We start from the raw sequence: 18815 nt of genomic DNA, 5'->3' as shown, positions 1-18815 counted from the left end.
GGAAAGCCTCGCCCCCGCCGGCACCATTGATCCAACGCATCTCTGTCATAGAGGTATGAGGCCGCCGCATGACCGTGAACTTCCCGCAGCTCAGGGCCTTTCTCGCCGTCGTGGACGCGGGTGGTTTCAGCGCGGCGGCCGACGGGCTCGGCATGAGCCAGTCCGCGGTCTCGCACGCCGTGGCCTCCCTCGAACGCGAGCTGGGCGGCCCGCTGTTGATCCGGACCTCCCCGGTCCGGGCCACCGTCCTCGGGGAGAGCGTGCTGCCGTACGCCCGTACCGCGTTGTCGGCGGTCCGCTCGCTGGAGGAGGTCGCGGCCGACGCCGCCGGGGCCCTGACGGGCACCGTGCGGCTCGCCTCGACCCCGACGGTCTGCCAGGGCCTGCTGCCCGGACTGCTGCGGCACTGGCGCGAGGACCGGCCGCGGATCACCGTGCGGCTCTTCGAGGGCGACAGCGGAGAGGTCGCGGGCTGGCTGGAGGACGGGACGACCGACGCCGCCGTCCTCGTCGATCCGCCGCCCGGCCCCGGCGTCCAGCTCGCCCTGGACGGCTATCGCGCGCTGCTCCCCCGCGACCACCCGCTCGCGGGCGAGGCGGCCGTCGACGTCCGTGACCTGGAGGACGACGCGTTCCTGATCTCGCCCGGGGGCTGTGAGGCCCGGGTGCGGGAGCTGCACCGCCTGGCGGGCGCGCGCATGACCCCCGCGCGGCGGGTGCGGGACCTGGCCACCCTGATCAGCATGGTGCAGGCCGGTCTGGGCGTGACGGTCCTGTCCGAGGCCTCCCGCTCGCTGATCCCGCCCGACCTGACCCTCCTGCCGGTGACACCGCCGGCCGCGCGCCGCCTGGTCCTGAGCGGCCCGCACACGCGGCCCTGGCATCCGGCGGTGCGGCCGCTGGCGGAGTCGGCCGCCGCGTATCTGGCAGGGGGCGCCCTCGCGCCGTCCTGACCGGCGCCGAGCGCTCCGCGGTGGGGCCGGAGCCCCGACGCGTAAGGCCCCGCCCTCCCGAAGGAGAGCGGGGCCTGCGAAGCAGTGGGTCTCAGCCCTGCCAGCTGTGCGGGGCGCGGAAGCCCGGGGTGCGCTCCAGGCGGCGCCAGCCGGCCTTGTCGCGGCCGCGGCGGGCCGGGGCGGCGGCGGGCCGGGCGGCGGCGCGGGCCAGCAGGATCGCGGTGATGGCCGCGACTTCCTCGGGCTCGGCGTGGCCCTTTTCTACGCGAATGTCGGGAGGAGTCATCTTGCAGCGTTCTCCTTGTGGGCTACTGCGGAGGGTTGCCGTGCTTGCGCGAGGGCAGGTCGGCGTGCTTGTTGGCGAGCATCGCGAGGGAGTTGATGAGGACCTCGCGGGTCTCGGCGGGGTCGATGACGTCGTCGACCAGGCCGCGTTCGGCGGCGTAGTAGGGGTGCATCAGTTCGGCCTTGTACTCCTTGACCATGCGGGTGCGCATGGCTTCGGGGTCCTCGGCGGCGGCGATCTGGCGGCGGAAGATGACGTTGGCCGCGCCCTCGGCGCCCATCACGGCGATCTCGTTGGTGGGCCAGGCGTAGGTGAGGTCGGCGCCGATGGACTGGCTGTCCATGACGATGTAGGCGCCGCCGTAGGCCTTGCGCAGGATCAGTGAGATGCGCGGGACGGTGGCGTTGCAGTACGCGTACAGCAGTTTGGCGCCGTGGCGGATGATGCCGCCGTGTTCCTGGTCGACGCCGGGCAGGAAGCCGGGCACGTCGAGGAGCGTCACGATGGGGATGTTGAAGGCATCGCACATCTGCACGAAGCGGGCGGCCTTCTCGGAGGCCTCGATGTCCAGCACCCCGGCCAGGGACTGCGGCTGGTTCGCCACGATCCCGACCACCTTGCCGTCCAGACGGGCCAGGGCACAGATGATGTTCCGCGCCCACCGCTCGTGGACCTCCAGGAAATCACCGTCGTCGACGATCTCCTCGATGACCTTGGCCATGTCGTACGGGCGGTTGCCGTCGGCCGGAACCAGGTCGAGCAGCACGTCCGAGCGTCGGTCGGCCGGGTCGTCGGACTCGTGCGTCGGCGGGTTCTCGCGGTTGTTGGAGGGCAGCATCGCGATGAGGTACCGGACCTCGGCGAGGCAGGTCTCCTCGTCGTCGTACGCGAAGTGCGCGACGCCCGACGTCTCGGCGTGGACATCGGCGCCGCCCAGGCCGTTCTGCGTGATCTCCTCGCCGGTCACCGCGCGGACCACGTCAGGCCCCGTGATGAACATCTGCGAGGTCTCACGGACCATGAACACGAAGTCCGTCAGCGCGGGCGAATAGGCCGCGCCGCCCGCGCACGGGCCCAGCATCACACTGATCTGCGGGATGACGCCCGAGGCCTTGGTGTTGCGCTGGAAGATCCCACCATAGCCCGCGAGCGCGGAGACGCCTTCCTGGATGCGGGCCCCCGCGCCGTCGTTCAGCGAGACCAGCGGAGCACCGGCCGCGATGGCCATGTCCATGATCTTGTGGATCTTCGTGGCGTGCGCCTCACCCAGCGCACCGCCGAAGATCCGGAAGTCGTGCGCGTAGACGAAGACCGTACGGCCCTCGACCGTGCCCCAACCGGTGATGACACCGTCCGTGTACGGCTTCTTGGCCTCCAGGCCGAAGCCCGTGGCGCGGTGCCTGCGCAGCTGCTCGACCTCTTTGAACGATCCCGGGTCGAGGAGCAGTTCGATCCGCTCGCGTGCGGTCAGCTTGCCCTTGGCGTGCTGCGCCTCGGTCGCCTTCTCGCTGGGCCCGCGCAGCGCCTGCGCACGGATCTCGTGCAGTTCGGCCACCCGTCCGCGCGCGTCGGTGGGCTCGCCCTCGGTGGAGGCGGTCTCGTCCAAAACGGTCATGTAGCGACCTTACGGAGGGGCCCCGGGGAAACGGACCGTCGACTCTGTACAGTCTCCGGGCCGTTTTCCTGGCAGCCCCGAACAGAAGAGGGCGGGGTTGCTGAAGAAGTGACTGTTCCGACCGGCGTCATCTGTAGGGTTTCCACAAAAAGGGCCCCACAAGGGCGCTCGCAGGGGGTCGGCGCCCGGCGAGAGACGTCTCACACCGGTGACGCGCCCCAGCCCTGTGCGGGCGGCCCGTGCACCGTAACGCTGTCGGCCCCCGCATTGGCGAGGGCCGACAACGTACGAGGGTGTCCGGGCCAAGGCCAGGCCGACGCCTCAGCGGGTGGCGCCGCGGTTGAACAGGGACCGCGACCACAGGAACCCGACGATGACGATCGCTACGCCCCAGCCGACGGCCAGCGGCCCGAACTTGCCGATCTCGTCGCCGAGGAGCAGCCCGCGCAGGGTCTCGATGAAGGCGGTGTAGGGCTGCCACTCGGCGAAGTGGCGCAGCCAGTCCGGCATCGAGTCGAGCGGCACGAACGCGCTGCTGAGGAAGGGCAGCAGGAAGGAGAAGGGCAGGGCGACGCTGCTCGCCGCCTCCGGGGCCTTGACCAGCTGGCCGAGCGCGACCGCGAGCCAGGTGAGGGCGAGGCACATCAGGGCGAGGAGCCCGGCGGCGGCGGCCCACTCGACGGGTTCGGCGCCGGAGCGGAAGCCGACGAGGAACGCGACCCCGACGACGAGGACAGTGCTGGCCAGCGTCTGGATGACGGCGCCGACGGCGCGCCCCGTCAGGACCGAGGAGCCGTTGATCGGCATGGTCCGGAAGCGGGCCACGATGCCTTCGGTCATGTCGATGCAGACGCCGACCGTGGTGGGCAGGACGCCCCCGCCGACCCCCATCAGGAGGATGCCGGGGACGAGGTAGTCGATGTAGTCGTGGGCCCCGCCGCCGCCCATGCCGGCGGACATCGTGCCGCCGAAGACGTAGTTGAAGAGCAGCAGCATGGCGATGGGCATGCTCACCAGGCTGATCGTCATGGCCGGGTAGCGGCGGGCGTGCTTGAGGTTGCGGCGCAGCATGGTCAGGGAGTTGCGCAGCGACGAGGGCGGGACGGGCCTGTGCGAGCGGGTGACGGCCGGGGTCCCGGTGGAGGCGGTGGGGGCGGAGGCGCTCATCGGGTCGTCACTTTCTCGTTGTCGGGGCGGCCGGTGACGGCGAAGAAGACGTCGTCCAGGTCGGGGGTGTCGATGGTGAGTCCTTCGACCTCGGTCTCCGTGGCCTCGACCCAGTCGAGCAGCGCCTTCACGGACTTCACGCTGCCGTCGCCGGGGACCTGGAGGGTGAGGGAGTCGTCGTCGCGGGTGCCGATGCCGAGGGCGCGGGCGGCGCGGTCCAGGCCTGCGGCGTCGGCGAAGCGCAGCACGACGTGGCCGCCGGGGACGAGGCGCTTGAGCTGGGCGGGGGTGCCCTCGGCGACGAGCTTGCCGCCGCTCAGCACCGCGATGCGGTCGGCGAGTTGATCGGCCTCTTCCAGGTACTGCGTGGTCAGGAAGACGGTGACGCCGTCGCCGACGAGTTCGCGGACCAGCTCCCACATTCCGTGGCGACTGCGGGGGTCGAGGCCGGTGGTGGGTTCGTCGAGGAAGATGATGCTCGGGTTGCCGACCAGGGTCATCGCGATGTCGAGGCGGCGGCGCATGCCGCCGGAGTACGTCGCCGCGGGCCTCTTCGCCGCCTCCACGAGGTCGAACCGCTCGACCAGATCGGCGGCCAGGTGCCGGGCCTGGCGGGTGCGGTAGCCGTAGAGGTCCGCCATCAGCAGCAGGTTCTCCTCGCCGGTCAGGAGGTTGTCCACGGCGGAGAACTGTCCGGTGACACCGATCGCGGCGCGGACCGCCGCGGGGTCGCGCACCAGGTCGTGCCCCGCGACGCGCACCTCGCCCCCGTCCGGGTCGATCAGCGTCGAGAGGATCTGCACGGCGGTGGTCTTGCCGGCCCCGTTGGGCCCGAGCAGGGAGAAGATCGAGCCCTTGGGGATGTGCAGGTCGATCCCGTCGAGGACGGTCTTCTGGCCGAATGACTTCCGCAGGCCGGTGGCGGTGATCGCCGCGGGGATGCCCGTCGGGGGCGGGAGCGGCTGGAGGGGGGTGGTCATGGGGGCCCTTCTTTCATGGGTCGCAGAATCGGGCATACGTTCGAATGTCTGGGTGTGAAAGGGCGGCGGGCCCTTCGGGAGAGGCGGGCCGGCCCGGGCTGAGGGCGTGCAGCGCCTCTTCGAGCGGGGCGAGCGCCTGGGCGCCTGTGATCGGGGCGCCTGGCGGCGGTGACCGGAGGGCCGCCCAGGGCAGTCGGCCGCGGCGGGGCGCCTTGCGGGGACGGGCGAGGGCCTGGCCAGGGGCAGGGAGCCCGGGGGCTGCGAGGCCGGGGCGGGGAGGCCGGGGCGAGGCCGATTCCGGGCGTCGGGCCCCGCATGCGTTCGCCTGGAGGGACGGCGGGGCCCGCTTCGGGCCCCGGTGAGGCAATGGTGGGGTCAGGCCCGGTGGATGGTGATGTCACCCAGGGCCGTACGAGCCCGCACCTTGACCGTGTCCACGGACGCGGGCGGCGCCTCGGACTCCTCCAGCGGCTGCCGCACCGAGCCCGCGCGCGTCCGTACGTCGAGCCAGGCCGCCGTGCCGTGCCGGATGCCGACCTCGATCGGGCCCGCGGCCGTTTCCAGGACGGTCGTGCCGCGCGCCAACTCGCCCACTCGCAGGGCGCCGTTGGCACTCCTGAGCGTGATGTCCGCCTCGGCGCGGCCGACGGTGACGGATCCGTTCGACGCCTTCGCCGACAGGTCGCCCTCAACCGCCCCGATGTCCGTGGCGCCGTTGGAGTTCTTGACCGTCACCTTGCCCGTGACCTCGCCGAGCCGGACGCCGCCGGACCCGGTGATGACATCGGCCGGGCCGTTCGCACGCCCCAGGGAGATCTCTCCGTAGCCGGTGGTCAGCCGGACGCCGGCCGTCTGCTCGATCTGGAGGTCACCCACCGCCGTCTTGATCTCGCAGTCGCCGAGCCTGCCCTCCGTGGTGACGTGCACCAGCTGGGTGTCGACCCGCAATTCGGAACCGGCAGGCAGCGTGATCCGGACGTCGAGCGCCGGGCCCTTACGGAACGGGGAACGGTTCTTGGGGCCCTTGACCAGCAACGAGCCGTTCGCGAACTCGACGCGGGTGCGCTCCGCGGCCTTGACGTCCTCGTCCCGGATCTCGCTCCCGGGGCGTACGTCGACGACCGTCGCGGTGCCGTCCCCCGCGACGACGCGGAGGGTCCCGACCTCGAAGCCGACGGTGGCGGTGATGGGCTTGGGGGTGTCGAAGGTCTTGGCGGTGTCGAAAGCAGGCATGGCTGTCCCGTCCTAGTGGCTCGACGAGCCCTCGGGCTCGGTGTTGTCGGTACCTGACGTCCTGTCGGGCGCGGCCCTCGTGAGGGTCGGTCAGCGCACCCAGCCCGTGTAACCGCCGCCGAAGCCCGGGGCTTCGCGCCGGCCGGCGCTCCCGCCGGGCCTGCCGCCGCCCGGCTGGTCCAGGGCGGCGGAGACCGCGCGGACGAGCCAGGCGTTGACCGAGAGGCCGTCGCGGTTCGCAGCCTCTTCGACGCGGGCCTTGACGTGGGCCGGGAGGCGCAGGTTGATACGGGCCGTGCCGCCGTCGTCCGGTGCGTCCTGGGCGGGCGGCGCGGGGGGCGGCGGCGGTGTCGGCGCCATGAGGGCCGCGTACTCCGCCTGGGCGTCGAACGCGTCTCCCGCGGGCGGCGGCGTCACCACGAACTCGGGGTCGAGGCCGCGCAGTCGCAGATCGACCGAGCCCGGCGCGAGTTCGCTGGTGATCTCCTCCGCGGCGGCGGAGAGAGCGTTCAGCAAGGTGAGCCGGGCCGCGGACTCCAGCGGGGCGGTGAGGCGCTCGGCGAGGGCGCGGGCCTCCTCGCCACCGGCTTCGGCGGCGACCGCCAGCTCCTGCCGGAGGTGGTCGACGTACTGCGTGAGGTTCATGACGCCATAGTGGCACCATCATGGCGCCATTGCAAGCATCGAGGGCGCCACACCCTTGCCCAGCAGCATGCGTGCGGCCTATTTTCGCAGGTCAGCACCGCTGGCACACTTTTTGGCAACGTCGTGGCACTGCTATGGCGCCACATGGCACCGCCCCTCTTGTCACAGACCCACAGGTCGACCCCGGAACCCGCGCCCCCGCCGGTAGCATCCCCAGATGCCGAGCAGCCCGCGCCCCGGGAGCGACCAGGGGCCCGACCAGCCGAGCGACCCTCACCCCTGGGCGAGCAGAGGCGAAAGAGTCGCGTACGGGCGGGCCGTCATGGCCTGTCTCAAACGCCCCCGCCTCGCGGGGCTGATCGAACACAGCCCCGCCGTCTCCATGGGCGACGCGTCAACCCTCATGAGTTCGCGCCGTTACGTCGAGTCCGCCCTCCGCGGCAGCGTGGTGACCAGGCATCACCACTTGGTACACCGCAAACTGTCGCACCTGCTGGACCGCTATCGGGCCCTCCCTCCCGACCTTCCCCCGAGCCGGCCCCTCTCCCTCGACGTCGGGGGGCTCCCGAGCGCGGCAGTGGTCCTGCCCGCCCTCGCCTTCGCCGTCGCCGTCCTCTCCGGTGTTCCCTGGCTCTACGCGCTGATCGTGCCCTTCGGAATCGCCCTCGCCGTCACCCTCGTCGTCGTGGCCGCGTTCGGTGTGCTGCGCCTCGTCGTCGCACTGACCGGCGCCAACCCATGGGACGTGGCGGGCCGTTGGGCGCTCACCCTCGCGCTCGCCCCCTGGGGCGCCGCGCTCTGGCTGCTGACCGAGGCCTGGGCCCGGCTGTGGATCAAGGAGCTGCACCGCAACGGCCTCGGCGAGTGGGCGGCGCAGGCCGTCGAGGAGTTGATCGGCGAGGAGGGCGGCACCCTCCTCGCGCCCGACAGCCACGAGGGGCTGCGCTCCCCGCACAAGGCGGGTTACGTGGTCGCCCACGGCCCGGCGGCCGAACTCGCCCGCAAGATGGACCAGTTGGACGGCGGCACGATCGCCGTGAGCGGACCGCGCGGCGTGGGCAAGACGACCCTGATGCGCAGCAGCGTGCACGGGCGGGACTTCTGCGTCTTCAGTCAGGCACCCGCGACCTACGCACCGCACGACTTCCTGGCGGACCTGTTCGTGCAGGTATGCCGAAAGCACCTCCGTGAGCAGGGTTACGAAGTACCCCAGTTCGTCCGGCTCCCTCATCTGCACCGGGCCCTGCGCCGCCTCGCACGCCCCTTGCGGCGCCTGTTCCGCGGGCTCTGCCGGGCCCTGCCCGCCGCGGCCCTCCTCACCCTCGGCCTCTTCGCCACGGTGCGGACCCTGGGGGCCGAGCACGGCCCCGGCATAGGACGTCGTACGGCGGAACTGACCGACGAGGCCATGGCGTTCGGGCACGACCTGGTGAGCGGCCGGGAACCGGAGGCCGCCCTCGCCCTCACCTTCGCGGGGCTCTTCCTGTGGGTCCTGCGCGCGTCGCGGTCCGCCTCGTGGCTTCTCGGACGGGGCGGGCGGGCCCTGTCCGGCCTCTGCGTCATCGCCCTGAACGTCGGGCCCTACCTCTCCCTCGCACTCGACCCCGACATCCGGCGCCACTCGGTGCTCCTGTTCGACCACGGCACGGCCCTGTGGTTCGGCCCGCTCATCGCAACCTGGCTGTGGTGCCTGGTACAGGACGACTGGAGCATGCCCGACGTCCGGATCGGCCCCTGGCAGGTGCCCCGGGAGCGCTTGTTCGGCCCGCCCGTCAAGGTCCTGCCCTTCGTGGCCCTCGCGCTCCTCGCATGGGGCGACTCGACCCGGCCCCTGGTCACCGACAGCGAGAATCCGATACGGGTGTGCGCGCCCCTCGCCGGCGCGCTCCTCGGCCGAGCCCTCTACAGGCGGCGGCCGCTCCTGCGGACCGAGCCGGAACTCGTCACCGCCTGCCGCAACCACCTCTACCAGCTACAGACCGTGCAGAGCTCCTCCGCCGCCGTGACCTCGGGCGCCACCCAGCTGCTGACCCTGGGCACGCAGCACACCACGTCACTGTCCACCGTCCCGCCCAACTACCCGGCCCTGGTGGCCGACTTCCGCGCGCTGCTGACCAAGATCGCCGCGGAGGCGGACGAGCGCGGGCGGCGCGTCGTGATCGCCATCGACGAGGTGGACCGCCTGGGCACGGACGCGCAGGCACTGGCCTTCCTCGGCGAGATCAAGGCGATCCTCGGAGTGCCGCACGTCCATTACCTGATCTCGGTCGCGGAGGACGTCGGCGCCGCCTTCGTACGACGCGGCCTCCCGCACCGCGACGTCACCGACAGCTCGCTGGACGACGTCGTCCACGTACGCCCGGCCGTGCTCGACGAGTCGGCGGCGATCCTCAGGAAGCGGGCGCCCGGCATCTCCGACCCGTACGTCCTGCTCGCCCACGCGCTCTCCGGCGGCCTGCCCAGGGACCTGATCCGCTACGGACGGCGCCTGCTGGAGGTGCGGCAGGCGACCTCGCACATCAAGCTCGCCGACATCGCGCGTTCGGTGATCCTGGAGGAGTTGGCCCACACCCTCTCCGGGTTCCGGACCCTGCTGGCCAAACAGCACTGGACGCCCACGACCAGTGTGGTGCTCGGCTCGTTCCGGAGCCTGGACAGCCGTCTGCGCACCGCCTGCGCGTGCCGCGAACAGGAGGTGCGCCAGGCGCTGGAGCACTTCGCGCTGGCTGTCCCTGGCGCCCGGGACTCCTCCCCCGGAACGGGGGCCGTGGCCGGCCCCGAGCCCGGTACCGAGACGCTGCCGGGAGACGCGCGGACGCTTATCGACGAGGCCGCGGCCTACGCGTACTTCTCACTCACCCTGCTGGACATCTTCGGCGGCGCGGACTTCGCGCGGCGCGGGACCGAGGCCGCCGAGCGGGGCGCGGACGGCGACCCGGAGCTGCTCGCCGAGGCGCGGCGGGAGCTGGGGGTGTCGCCGTACAGCGCGCGGGCCCTGGTCGATGACATCCGGCAGGCCTGGGACCTGCCGTCGCCACCCCCGACGGCGGGGCTCGTACCCCGGCAGGCGCCACCGGGGAGCGGGCACGGGCGCTGCCGGTCGCCGCACGGCCACCACGTCCTCTGAGTCACCGAACCCGCCGAGCCGCCGAGCCGCCGAGACTTCGAGTAACCGAAGAGACACACTCCGCCAGAGGTTGAATGTTGAACTGAATCGCGCTACCTTCAATCTCGTTGAACCTTCAACAGAAGCTCCCCGTCGGAGCTAGTCCCCCAAGGAGCACGTCATGGGTCTCTTCGGCCGCAAGAACAACACCGCTGCCCCCACTGCCACCACCACCGCCGCCCCGGCCCTCGCGGCCGACCTGCGGCTCGCCGCGCTGACCGGCGACTACACGATCGACCCCGCGCACTCGACGATCGGCTTCGTCGCCCGGCACGCCATGGTCACGAACGTCAAGGGCTCCTTCCGCGACGTCGCGGGCACGCTGCACCTGGACGGCACGGACCCGTCGCGCTCGACGGCCTCCATCGACGTGCGGATGGACAGCATCGACACGGGCAACGCCGACCGTGACGGGCACCTGAAGAGCGCGGACTTCTTCAAGACGGAGGAGTTCCCGGAGATGACCTTCCGCTCCACGAAGGCGGAGTTCCTGGGCGGCGACGACTACCGCGTCACCGGCGACCTGACGATCCTCGGCACGACGCGGCCGCTCTCCGTCGACCTGGAGTTCAACGGCTCCGCCAAGGACCCGTTCGGCAACGAGCGCGTCGGTTTCGAGGGCAAGGCGGAGATCCTCCGCTCGGACTGGGGTCTCACGTGGAACTCCGCTCTGGAGACCGGCGGCGTCCTCGTCTCCGACAAGATCAAGCTGAACTTCGACATCTCGGCGATCAAGGCGGCCTCCTGAGCCCGAGCGCCGGCCGCGCCCGCGCGCTACCGTTTCGCCGTGCCCGAGTTCATACAGCAACTGCCCGCACTCATCGGTGTGATCGTCGGCGCGCTCGGGTCGTACATGGCGATCACCCGCGGCGACCGGATCCGCTTCCTGCGCGAGCAGGCCGCCCGGTGGGAGGAGCGGCGGCTCGCCATCTACACCGAGTACGCCCGGGTCCTCAAGCAGTCCGTCACGCTGACCTACCGCGTCGCCGCCCACCTCGGCAACGACCCCCATCCGCACCCCCTCTCCCCCGAGGCGGCCGCACCCCACTTCACGGAGGCCGCCGACGCCCGCGACCCGGCCGGGGAGGCGCTGCTCATGCTGGGGGCGCCGGACGTGGTGGACAAGGCGCGCGTGTGGGTGCTCACGGTCATCGAGATGGAACGGTTCCTGCGCGACGGGACGCGGGACCCGCGCGCGTGGGCCGGCATGCTGGAGCGGCAGCGGACCGCACGGCAGGAGTACTACGCGGCGGTACGGCGGGACCTGGCACTGCCGCCCGGCCACTCGGGCCGCTGGTCGGTCACCGCCAAGGATCCGCACGGGGACTGACGAGACGTCAGGCCGTCCGGGCGCCCCCCGTGTGCGCCAGAATCGCCTCCGCGAGGGGGCCGAGCACGGCCGGGGGCAGAGCGTGCCCCATGCCCGGCACCTCCACCAGCCGGGCCCCGGCGATGACTTGGGCCAGATGCCGCGCGTGCGGCGGCGGAAAGACCGGCTCGGCGGAGCCCGAGACGACGAGGGTGGGGACCTTGTTCCGGGCCAGCTCGGCGGTGCGGAGCATCCCCGAGTCGTCGGCACGCGCGTGCGCGGTCGACGGCGCATAGCCGCCCGTATGCTCGATGATGCGCCGTTCGAGCCGCCTGAAGTACGCGGCGTCGAAAGGCAGTTGATCACCGCCGAGCACCCGCCAGTGCTCCACGCGCCGGTCCAGCTCGGCCTCCAGGCCGTGGTCCTCGACCGGCCGCGCCCACATCTCCAGCACCTCCGGCGCGATGCCGGGCAGCTCGCTCGCGCCGTCGGGCCCCGCGTACGGCGTCTCGCTCAGCGCGCACGTTCCCATCAGGGTCGCGCTCAGCACGCGCTCGGGGTGGTCGGCCAGCACCAGCTGGGCGAGCATGCCGCCGAGCGAAAGCCCCACCAGGTGCGCGCGCTCGACCCCGAGGCCGTCCAGGACCGCGACAGCGTCCCGCGCCAAGTCCGTGACGCGATAGGGGCGTTCGTCGAAGCAGTGACTGGAGCGCCCCGTGTCGCGATGGTCGTAGCGGATGACGTGATGCCGCTCCGCCAGCGCGTCCACCAGCTCCTCGGGCCAGCCGAGCCCGGCGGCCTGGGCCCCCATGACCAGCAGCAGCGCCGGGGCGTCGGGCGCCCCTCGCCGCTCCGTCCACAGCCGCACCCCCGCCGCGACCTCCACATACCGCTCCCGCACCATGAGCCACCTCCACGAGCCGAACTTACGACTGACGCCTTACGAGACGAACCGTACCGTCTCGTCATCTCCTCGCGCAAGACCGCTCGCGATCGCCCTGGCACCCGCCGACCTAGAACCCGCCTCCCCCACCGAAGTCCCCGCCACCCCCGAAGTCCCCTCCCCCGCCGAAGTCCCCGCCACCGCCACCGCCGCCGAAGTCGCCGGGATCGAAGTCCGCCCCCGAATAGTCGCCGCCCCCGAAGTCGCCGTACCCGTCCCCGAAGTCCGCCCCGTACGCCGGTCCCGCCATCATGCCGCCGAGCATCGTGCCGATCAGCAGCCCCGGCAGGATGCCCCCGCCGAAGTAGCCGCCCGCCCACGGCCCGTACGCGGGCCCCGCCTCCCAGTAGGGGCGCCGCTCCCCGGACTCCGTGGCCACGGTCCTGGTCATCGGGTCCTGCCCGTCCGCCAGGCGTGCCGCGTCCGCCGCGCACACCGGGACCGAACGCTCGGGCCCGCCCGGTGGCGCCCACATGACGTCCTCGGCCGAAGGCCCGTGCCGCGGGTCGAAGAAGCAGGGCGCCCGCCGCTCCGGGAGGGGCCGCCCCTCGCGTCGCGCGGCGAGCAGCGCCAGTGAGAAGCGTCCGTCCTCCAGGGCCTCGGTCACCCCCCGCACGTCATCGGGGCGCACCGCGGCCGCCATCGACGACTTGGCCTTCTCGTACGCGTCGAGCGCGCGCTCGTAGTCGGCCCGCATCGCGTCGTCCGCGCCCGGCTCCGCGGGGTGGAAGTCGAGCCGGTCGAGTTCCTCGCCGAACGCGGTGATGTCCTCGTCGACGACGACGGACAGCTTGCGCAGCGCCTCGCGCTGCACCTCCTCGTGGCGCCGCTTCTTGCGCCGGATCACGGCGTACGCGCCCACGCCACCGGCGACGATCACCACGCCGACACCGGCGAGGGCGCCCACCGAGACGCCGTCGCCTTCGGGGCCGCCGCTCCAGGACTGCGGGGCCTTCCCCGCGGCCTGCGCGAGGGCCTCGTCGACGAAGCCGTTGAGCTGGGTGGCGGCGTCCTCGCCCCGCACGAGGGAGACGAGGTTGGTGACGGCGTTGCCCGAAAGGACCGCGCGGTCGGCCTTCGCGTCGAAGCCGTCGCCGAGGCGTACCGCGTAGACACCCGTCACGCCCGTCTCGGTCCGCAGCTTCCGGAAGAGGTCCTGGCGCGGGAAGTCCTGCGGCAGCACGGCCACGAACACCGGCTTGTCCGCGTCCTCGATCTTCCGGGCGAGGGCGTCGGCCTGGGAATCGGACAGCTGGTCCGACGCCGCGGGATCGACGTACACCGGGCTCTTCTCCCAGGCCGCGGCCACCTCCGAGGTGTCCGCCGCGGCCGCGGCCCCGGGCGCCGCCGTGAAGGACGCGGCACCCAGAGCCAGCAGCAGCCCGGACACTCCCACACTGATCCGCTTCGTCCGATTCCTCATACTTCGAACGTAACCCAGCGGGGCCGCCGACGGAGGCCGACGAGGTCCGGCGGGGACGGGGCTACTCGACGGGCTCGACCCCGGCCCTCAGCAGCCCGTAGGTGTACGCGTCCTCCAGCGCTCCCCACGACGCGGCGATGACGTTATCGGCGACGCCGACGGTCGACCACTCGCCGGTGCCGTCGGACGTGGAGATCAGGACACGCGTGGTGGAGGACGTGCCGTGCTTGCCCTCCAGGATGCGGACCTTGTAGTCCACCAGCTCCAGCTTGGCGAGCTGCGGGTAGATCCGCTCCAGGCCGACCCGCAGCGCCCGGTCGAGCGCGTGGACCGGGCCGTTTCCCTCCGCCGTGGCGACGATGCGCTCGCCCTTGGCCCACAGCTTCACGGTCGCCTCGTTGGCGTGCGTGCCGTCGGGGCGGTCCTCGACGATGGCCCGCCACGATTCGACCCGGAAGTACCTCCGCGCCCTGCCCTCGGCCTCCTCCCTGAGCAGCAGCTCGAAGGACGCGTCGGCGGCCTCGTACGTGTAGCCCTGGAGTTCGCGCTCCTTGACCCGCTCCACGACCCGGCCGACCAGCGCGCGGTCGTCGCCGAGGTCGACGCCGAGTTCCTTGCCCTTGAGTTCGATGGAGGCACGGCCCGCCATGTCGGAGACGAGCATGCGGATGCGGTTGCCGACGAGGTCCGGGTCGATGTGCTGGTACAGGTCGGGGTCGACCTTGATCGCGGAGGCGTGCAGGCCTGCCTTGTGCGCGAAGGCGGAGACGCCCACGTACGGCTGGTGGGTGGAGGGCGTGAGGTTGACGACCTCGGCGATGGCGTGCGAGACGCGAGTCATCTCGCGCAGCGCGCCCTCGGGCAGGACCCGCTTGCCGTACTTGAGTTCCAGGGCGGCGACGACCGGGAAGAGGTTGGCGTTGCCGACGCGCTCGCCGTAGCCGTTGGCCGTGCACTGCACGTGCGTGGCGCCGGCGTCGACGGCGGCGAGGGTGTTGGCGACCGCGCAGCCGGTGTCGTCCTGGGCGTGGATGCCGAGCCGGGCGCCGGTGTCGGCGGCGACGGTGGCGACGACGGCCTGGACCTGCGCGGGCAGCATGCCGCCGTTGGTGTCGCACAGGACGACGACGTCGGCGCCCGCCTCGGCGGCGGCCCGCACGACGGACTTCGCGTACTCGGGGTTGGCGCGGTAGCCGTCGAAGAAGTGCTCGCAGTCGACGAAGACCCGACGGCCCTGCTCGCGGAGGTAGGAGACGGTGTCGCGGACCATCTCCAGGTTCTCGTCCAGGGTGGTGCGCAGGGCGAGTTCGACGTGCCGGTCGTGGGCCTTGGCGACGAGGGTGATGACGGGGGCGCCGGCCGCCAGCAGTGCGTTGACCTGCGGGTCGTCGGCCGCTTTGGCGCCCGCGCGGCGGGTGGCGCCGAAGGCGACGAGCTGGGCGTGCCGGAAGGTGATCTCCTGCTGGGCCCGCGCGAAGAACTCGGTGTCGCGCGGGTTGGCGCCGGGCCAGCCGCCCTCGATGAAGCCCACGCCGAAGTCGTCCAGATGCCGGGCGATGGTCAGCTTGTCCGCGACGGTGAGGTTGATGCCTTCGCGCTGCGCGCCGTCGCGCAGCGTCGTGTCGAAGACATGGAAGGAATCGTCGGGCGTGCTGGTTTCCGTCATGCTGATCTGGCTCCTGTGTCGGATCTCGGTCTACCGGAAGGACCGGCTCCACCGCCCACAATGATCCCGCGCGCTCCGCGTCCGGCTGAAGATGGGCCGGGAAACGAAAAAACCCCTCGCGGGTGCGAGAGGTCTGCGCGCGGGTCGAGGACGACGGTGTCCGCCCGTACTTGGTGGTACGAGACGGTCACTGCGGACCGGCGCGCCTGCTGCCAATAATCATGGCGAACGAGAGCACGGGGGCAGCCTGCCACAGCTCGCTTGCGCCGCGCGGCACCGTCTCACGATGCGGGCGGTGCGTGGGACGCGCCGCCCGCACCGACGAGGACGTCAGCGCACGTGCCGCACGAAGGCGTCGCCGCCGTCGTTGGTGTCGCCGCTCAGCAGCGTCGGATCGCCGGAGAGGAAGGCGACCCTGCGGCCGTCCGCCGAGATGCCGCCCGGGCCGACGTCCGCCGTGGCCGCGCCGCCCGTGGCGTCCGGGGTGACCAGCGTGGTGGTGCCCTGCTTCAGGTCCCGCAGGTAGACGGGCCACTCCTTGCCCCACTGGGAGCCCGGCTCGGACAGCTCCGACATGTACGTGAGGTAGCGGCCGTCGGCGCTGATCGCGGGCGCGCGGGTGTAGGCCTCGCCGGGGCCGCCCTGGGTGCCGTGGACGCGCCGGTTGGTGCCCGAGGCGATGTCGTGGACGAAGACGTTCCACGCGGCGTCGGCGTCGTTCGGGACCAGGTGCGTGTCGCGGGACTCGAAGACGACCGTGCGGCCGTCGCCGCTGAGGGAGGGCCGCAGGGACTCCTTCTCGGTCCTGGAGCCGTCGTGGGAGCGGTCGATCTGCGTCACCTTCCCGGTCCCGCGGTCGCGCAGCCACAGGTCGCTCCAGTCGTCGCCGCGCGGGCCGTTGGCGAAGGAGGTGGCGTAGGCGACGCGGCGGCCGTCGTCGCTGACCGTCGGCGAGTGGGCGTCGCGCTCCCCGTCGCCGCCCGTGTACGGGTGGCTGATCCTCTCGGTGGTGCCGGTCCTCCGGTCGCGCAGGAAGACCGCGGTGCCGTCGGACTGCGGCCCGTCCGTGTCGAAGACGGCGTAGCGCGCGTTCGCGCTCAGGGAGACGCTGCCCGCGCTGTCGCCGGGGTAGCCGTCGGGCAGTTCGACGTCGAGGCGCTCGGTCTTCTTCGTCCGGCGGTCGTACAGGCGTACGTCGCGGTCGGAGTAGGAGTCGGCGGGGCTGGTGATCATCGCGACGTAGCGGCCGTCGGCGCTCAGCGAGGGGCTCCTGACCTGGCGTCCTTCGAGGGCGATGCGTTCCGTCCGCCCGGTACGCAGATCGCGTACGAAGATGTCGCTGAGGTCGCCCGTGTCTCCGGCGACCAGGTCGGAGGCCTCGGAGTCGAAGGCGGCGTACCGGCCGTCGCGGCTGATCACGGCGTTCGCGGAGGTGTCGTTCCCGGCCCTGCCCGCCGGTGTGACGCTGACGCCCTCGGTGCGGGGCACGGCCGGAGCGGCGACGGCCGCGGGCAGGGAGGTGGCCGTGACGGCGGCGAGGACGGCGGTCGCCAGCGCGGCGCGGTGCTTGGTGCGGTGCATGTGTGGTTCCCCCGTGTGCTCTTCTTCTGCTCTTCTTCGCGGCGCGGGAGCGGTGCCCCGCCCGGTGCGGCCCGACGCCGGATGCTCGTCGTGCGGGCCCACGAAGATACAAACGCATGAGCAGACAGCGGGCAATCCGCCGGAACGCGTACAACCTAGACAGGCCGCCGGTCGTCCCTACGCGCCCGAGGCCAGCGCCCCGTCCAGGAACTCCCGTACGTGCGCGAGGACTTGTTCGCGGCCGGTGCCCCGCAGCCCGATCGCCACATGGATGGAGAACCCGTCGAGCAGCGCGCGCAGCCGCGCCGCGAACCGGTCGGGGTCGATCGCCCCGAACTCCCCGCGCGAGACGCCCTCCGCGAGCAGCGCCACCAGGTCGCGGTGCCAGGCGCCCTCGATCGCGGCCTGCCGGTCGCGGCCCTCCTCGTCGGCGTTGAGCGAGCGGTTCCAGACCTCCAGCCAGAGCGTCCAGTGGGGGTCGCCGGGACCGTCGGGGACGTACAGCTCGACGTACGCGTCCAGGCGCGCGCGGGCCGTGCCGGTGCGGGCGAGGAGCCGGCCGCGCTCGATGCCGAGGCGCCCCTCGCTCCACTCCAGGGTGCGCAGGAGCAGCTCGTCCTTGGTGTTGAAGTAGTAGAGGAGGTGCCCGGAGCTCATGCCGACCTCACGGCCGAGCGCGGCCATGGTCAGCTTCTCCAGGCCGCGCTCGGCGATCATCTCCATGGCGGTGGTCAGTACGTCCTCACGCGGAGGGGCGTTCTTCCGCGTGCGGACTTGACCGGCCATCTCTCACTCCTTGGTCACACCTTGGGCTGCTGCTGGGTGATGCAGTGGATGCCACCGCCCCCGGCAAAGATCGTACGGGCGTCGACGAGCGTCACCGTACGGTCGGGGAAGAGGCCGCGGAAGATTCCGGCCGCCAGTTCGTCGTTCGGGTCGCCGAAGGCGCACAGGACCACGCCGCCGTTGCACAGGTAGTGGTTGATGTAGGAGTAGTCGACCCAGCCCTCGTCGTCCTTGAGGACGGTCGGTGCGGGTACCTCGACGATCCGCAGGGTGCGGCCGCGGGCGTCCGTCCGGCCCTTCAGGGTGGCGATGATCTCCTTGCTGACCTCGAAGTCGGGGTGCGACGGGTCGCGCTGGGAGTGGACGAGGACGACGCCGGGCGCGGCGAAGGCGGCGACGATGTCGACGTGGCCGAGGGTGCCGAAGCCGTGGCCGGGGTAGTCGGCGGTGAGGCCGCGCGGCAGCCAGATCGCCTTGGTGGTGCCGAGCTGGGCGTGGATCTCCGCCTCGACCTCCTCCCTGGTCAGGCCGGGGTTGCGTTCGGGGCCGAGCTGGACGGTCTCGGTGAGCAGGACGGTGCCCTCGCCGTCGACGTGGATGCCGCCGCCCTCGTTCACGAGGTGCGAGGCGTACGTGCGGGCGCCCGCGAGGTCGGCGACGTACGCCCCGATCTTGGAGTCGTGGTCCCAGCGGGCCCACTCCTGGGCGCCCCAGCCGTTGAACGTCCAGTCGACGGCGGCCAGTCGCCCCTTGCCGTCGGTGAGGAAGGTCGGGCCGATGTCGCGCATCCAGGCGTCGTCCAGGTCGCGTTCCACCACCTCGATGTCGGGGCCCAGGAGTTCGGTCGCGTACGCGGACTGGGCGGGGCCGCACACCACGGTGACGGGTTCGAAGCGGCGTACGGCACGGGCGACGTTCGCCCAGGCGAGGCGGGACTCGTCCAGGCCCTCGGGGTCGTCGAAGGTGGGGTTGGGGCCCGGCCACGCCATCCAGGTGCGCTCGTGCGGGGCCCACTCGGCGGGCATGCGGAAGCCGTCGGCGGCAGCAGACATGACGTACACC

General features: G+C 72.1%; 16 protein-coding genes. 4 read left to right on the top strand and 12 right to left on the bottom strand.

The features are described 5' to 3' along the window. The first annotated feature begins 68 nt into the window (after positions 1-68). Positions 69-953, top strand: coding sequence for a LysR family transcriptional regulator (locus tag CP975_RS25465; RefSeq protein ID WP_055526907.1), 885 nt, complete (start codon positions 69-71; stop codon positions 951-953). 91 nt (positions 954-1044) lie between these two features. Here CP975_RS25465 and CP975_RS25460 read toward each other — a convergent pair whose 3' ends face one another. From CP975_RS25460 to CP975_RS25435, 6 genes are all read right to left on the bottom strand, one after another. Further along, on the bottom strand, positions 1045-1239 hold the full coding sequence (locus CP975_RS25460; protein WP_030787407.1) for an acyl-CoA carboxylase subunit epsilon: 195 nt from the start codon (positions 1237-1239) through the stop codon (positions 1045-1047). Positions 1240-1261: 22 nt separating this feature from the next. Continuing rightward, complete coding sequence (locus CP975_RS25455) at positions 1262-2854, bottom strand: acyl-CoA carboxylase subunit beta (protein WP_150477381.1); 1593 nt, start codon at positions 2852-2854, stop codon at positions 1262-1264. Between the two features lie 321 nt (positions 2855-3175). Further along, on the bottom strand, positions 3176-4021 hold the full coding sequence (locus tag CP975_RS25450) for an ABC transporter permease (protein ID WP_070321293.1): 846 nt from the start codon (positions 4019-4021) through the stop codon (positions 3176-3178). Further along, the gene (locus CP975_RS25445) at positions 4018-5001 is read right to left on the bottom strand and encodes an ATP-binding cassette domain-containing protein (RefSeq protein WP_150477380.1); all 984 of its coding nucleotides are present in this window, start codon (positions 4999-5001) and stop codon (positions 4018-4020) included. The genes CP975_RS25450 and CP975_RS25445 overlap by 4 nt, the downstream gene beginning before the upstream one ends. Before the next feature lie 375 nt (positions 5002-5376). Beyond that, entirely contained in the window at positions 5377-6234 is an 858-nt protein-coding gene (locus CP975_RS25440) for a DUF4097 family beta strand repeat-containing protein (RefSeq protein ID WP_055536256.1), read from the bottom strand. Positions 6235-6324: 90 nt separating this feature from the next. Continuing rightward, positions 6325-6879, bottom strand: coding sequence for an Arc family DNA-binding protein (locus CP975_RS25435; protein ID WP_150477379.1), 555 nt, complete (start codon positions 6877-6879; stop codon positions 6325-6327). A gap of 217 nt (positions 6880-7096) precedes the next feature. On the opposite strand from CP975_RS25435, the gene CP975_RS25430 reads away from it, so the two are divergent. The 3 genes from CP975_RS25430 to CP975_RS25420 all read left to right on the top strand — a co-directional run bounded on the left by CP975_RS25430 (position 7097) and on the right by CP975_RS25420 (position 11375). Then, positions 7097-10006, top strand: coding sequence for a P-loop NTPase fold protein (locus CP975_RS25430; protein WP_150477378.1), 2910 nt, complete (start codon positions 7097-7099; stop codon positions 10004-10006). 160 nt (positions 10007-10166) lie between these two features. Then, a complete protein-coding gene (locus CP975_RS25425) occupies positions 10167-10793 on the top strand; it encodes a YceI family protein (RefSeq protein WP_055529624.1) in 627 nt (208 codons plus the stop codon). Between the two features lie 39 nt (positions 10794-10832). Then, positions 10833-11375, top strand: coding sequence for a hypothetical protein (locus tag CP975_RS25420; RefSeq protein WP_055529622.1), 543 nt, complete (start codon positions 10833-10835; stop codon positions 11373-11375). A 7-nt stretch (positions 11376-11382) separates the two neighbouring features. On the opposite strand, the gene CP975_RS25415 is transcribed toward CP975_RS25420, so the two are convergent. The 6 genes from CP975_RS25415 to CP975_RS25390 form a co-directional block, all read right to left on the bottom strand. Beyond that, entirely contained in the window at positions 11383-12258 is an 876-nt protein-coding gene (locus CP975_RS25415) for an alpha/beta fold hydrolase (protein ID WP_055529620.1), read from the bottom strand. A 109-nt stretch (positions 12259-12367) separates the two neighbouring features. Next, complete coding sequence (locus CP975_RS35120) at positions 12368-13720, bottom strand: hypothetical protein (protein ID WP_167532732.1); 1353 nt, start codon at positions 13718-13720, stop codon at positions 12368-12370. Between the two features lie 61 nt (positions 13721-13781). Next, on the bottom strand, positions 13782-15386 hold the full coding sequence (gene cimA / locus CP975_RS25405; RefSeq protein ID WP_055529710.1) for a citramalate synthase: 1605 nt from the start codon (positions 15384-15386) through the stop codon (positions 13782-13784). A gap of 330 nt (positions 15387-15716) precedes the next feature. Then, complete coding sequence (locus CP975_RS25400; RefSeq protein ID WP_055529702.1) at positions 15717-16967, bottom strand: TolB-like translocation protein; 1251 nt, start codon at positions 16965-16967, stop codon at positions 15717-15719. Between the two features lie 177 nt (positions 16968-17144). After that, positions 17145-17753 carry a TetR/AcrR family transcriptional regulator gene (locus CP975_RS25395; protein ID WP_055529699.1) on the bottom strand — a complete coding sequence of 203 codons (609 nt, stop codon included), beginning with the start codon at positions 17751-17753 and terminating at the stop codon, positions 17145-17147. 14 nt (positions 17754-17767) lie between these two features. Further along, positions 17768-18805 (bottom strand): agmatine deiminase family protein, encoded by a 1038-nt coding sequence (locus tag CP975_RS25390; RefSeq protein WP_055529718.1) that lies wholly within the window; start codon positions 18803-18805, stop codon positions 17768-17770. Positions 18806-18815: the final 10 nt, after the last annotated feature.

Source organism: Streptomyces alboniger, from assembly GCF_008704395.1.
Taxonomy (GTDB): domain Bacteria; phylum Actinomycetota; class Actinomycetes; order Streptomycetales; family Streptomycetaceae; genus Streptomyces; species Streptomyces alboniger.
This window is presented reverse-complemented; position numbering and strand designations above follow the sequence as displayed.

Coding starts and splice junctions, on each gene's coding strand:
- CP975_RS25465 (WP_055526907.1), top strand. CDS start 69: ATGACCGTGAACTTCCCGCAGCTCAGGGCCTTTCTCGCCGTCGTGGAC.
- CP975_RS25460 (WP_030787407.1), bottom strand. CDS start 1,239: ATGACTCCTCCCGACATTCGCGTAGAAAAGGGCCACGCCGAGCCCGAG.
- CP975_RS25455 (WP_150477381.1), bottom strand. CDS start 2,854: ATGACCGTTTTGGACGAGACCGCCTCCACCGAGGGCGAGCCCACCGAC.
- CP975_RS25450 (WP_070321293.1), bottom strand. CDS start 4,021: ATGAGCGCCTCCGCCCCCACCGCCTCCACCGGGACCCCGGCCGTCACC.
- CP975_RS25445 (WP_150477380.1), bottom strand. CDS start 5,001: ATGACCACCCCCCTCCAGCCGCTCCCGCCCCCGACGGGCATCCCCGCG.
- CP975_RS25440 (WP_055536256.1), bottom strand. CDS start 6,234: ATGCCTGCTTTCGACACCGCCAAGACCTTCGACACCCCCAAGCCCATC.
- CP975_RS25435 (WP_150477379.1), bottom strand. CDS start 6,879: ATGAACCTCACGCAGTACGTCGACCACCTCCGGCAGGAGCTGGCGGTC.
- CP975_RS25430 (WP_150477378.1), top strand. CDS start 7,097: ATGCCGAGCAGCCCGCGCCCCGGGAGCGACCAGGGGCCCGACCAGCCG.
- CP975_RS25425 (WP_055529624.1), top strand. CDS start 10,167: ATGGGTCTCTTCGGCCGCAAGAACAACACCGCTGCCCCCACTGCCACC.
- CP975_RS25415 (WP_055529620.1), bottom strand. CDS start 12,258: ATGGTGCGGGAGCGGTATGTGGAGGTCGCGGCGGGGGTGCGGCTGTGG.
- CP975_RS35120 (WP_167532732.1), bottom strand. CDS start 13,720: ATGAGGAATCGGACGAAGCGGATCAGTGTGGGAGTGTCCGGGCTGCTG.
- cimA (WP_055529710.1), bottom strand. CDS start 15,386: ATGACGGAAACCAGCACGCCCGACGATTCCTTCCATGTCTTCGACACG.
- CP975_RS25400 (WP_055529702.1), bottom strand. CDS start 16,967: ATGCACCGCACCAAGCACCGCGCCGCGCTGGCGACCGCCGTCCTCGCC.
- CP975_RS25395 (WP_055529699.1), bottom strand. CDS start 17,753: ATGGCCGGTCAAGTCCGCACGCGGAAGAACGCCCCTCCGCGTGAGGAC.
- CP975_RS25390 (WP_055529718.1), bottom strand. CDS start 18,805: ATGTCTGCTGCCGCCGACGGCTTCCGCATGCCCGCCGAGTGGGCCCCG.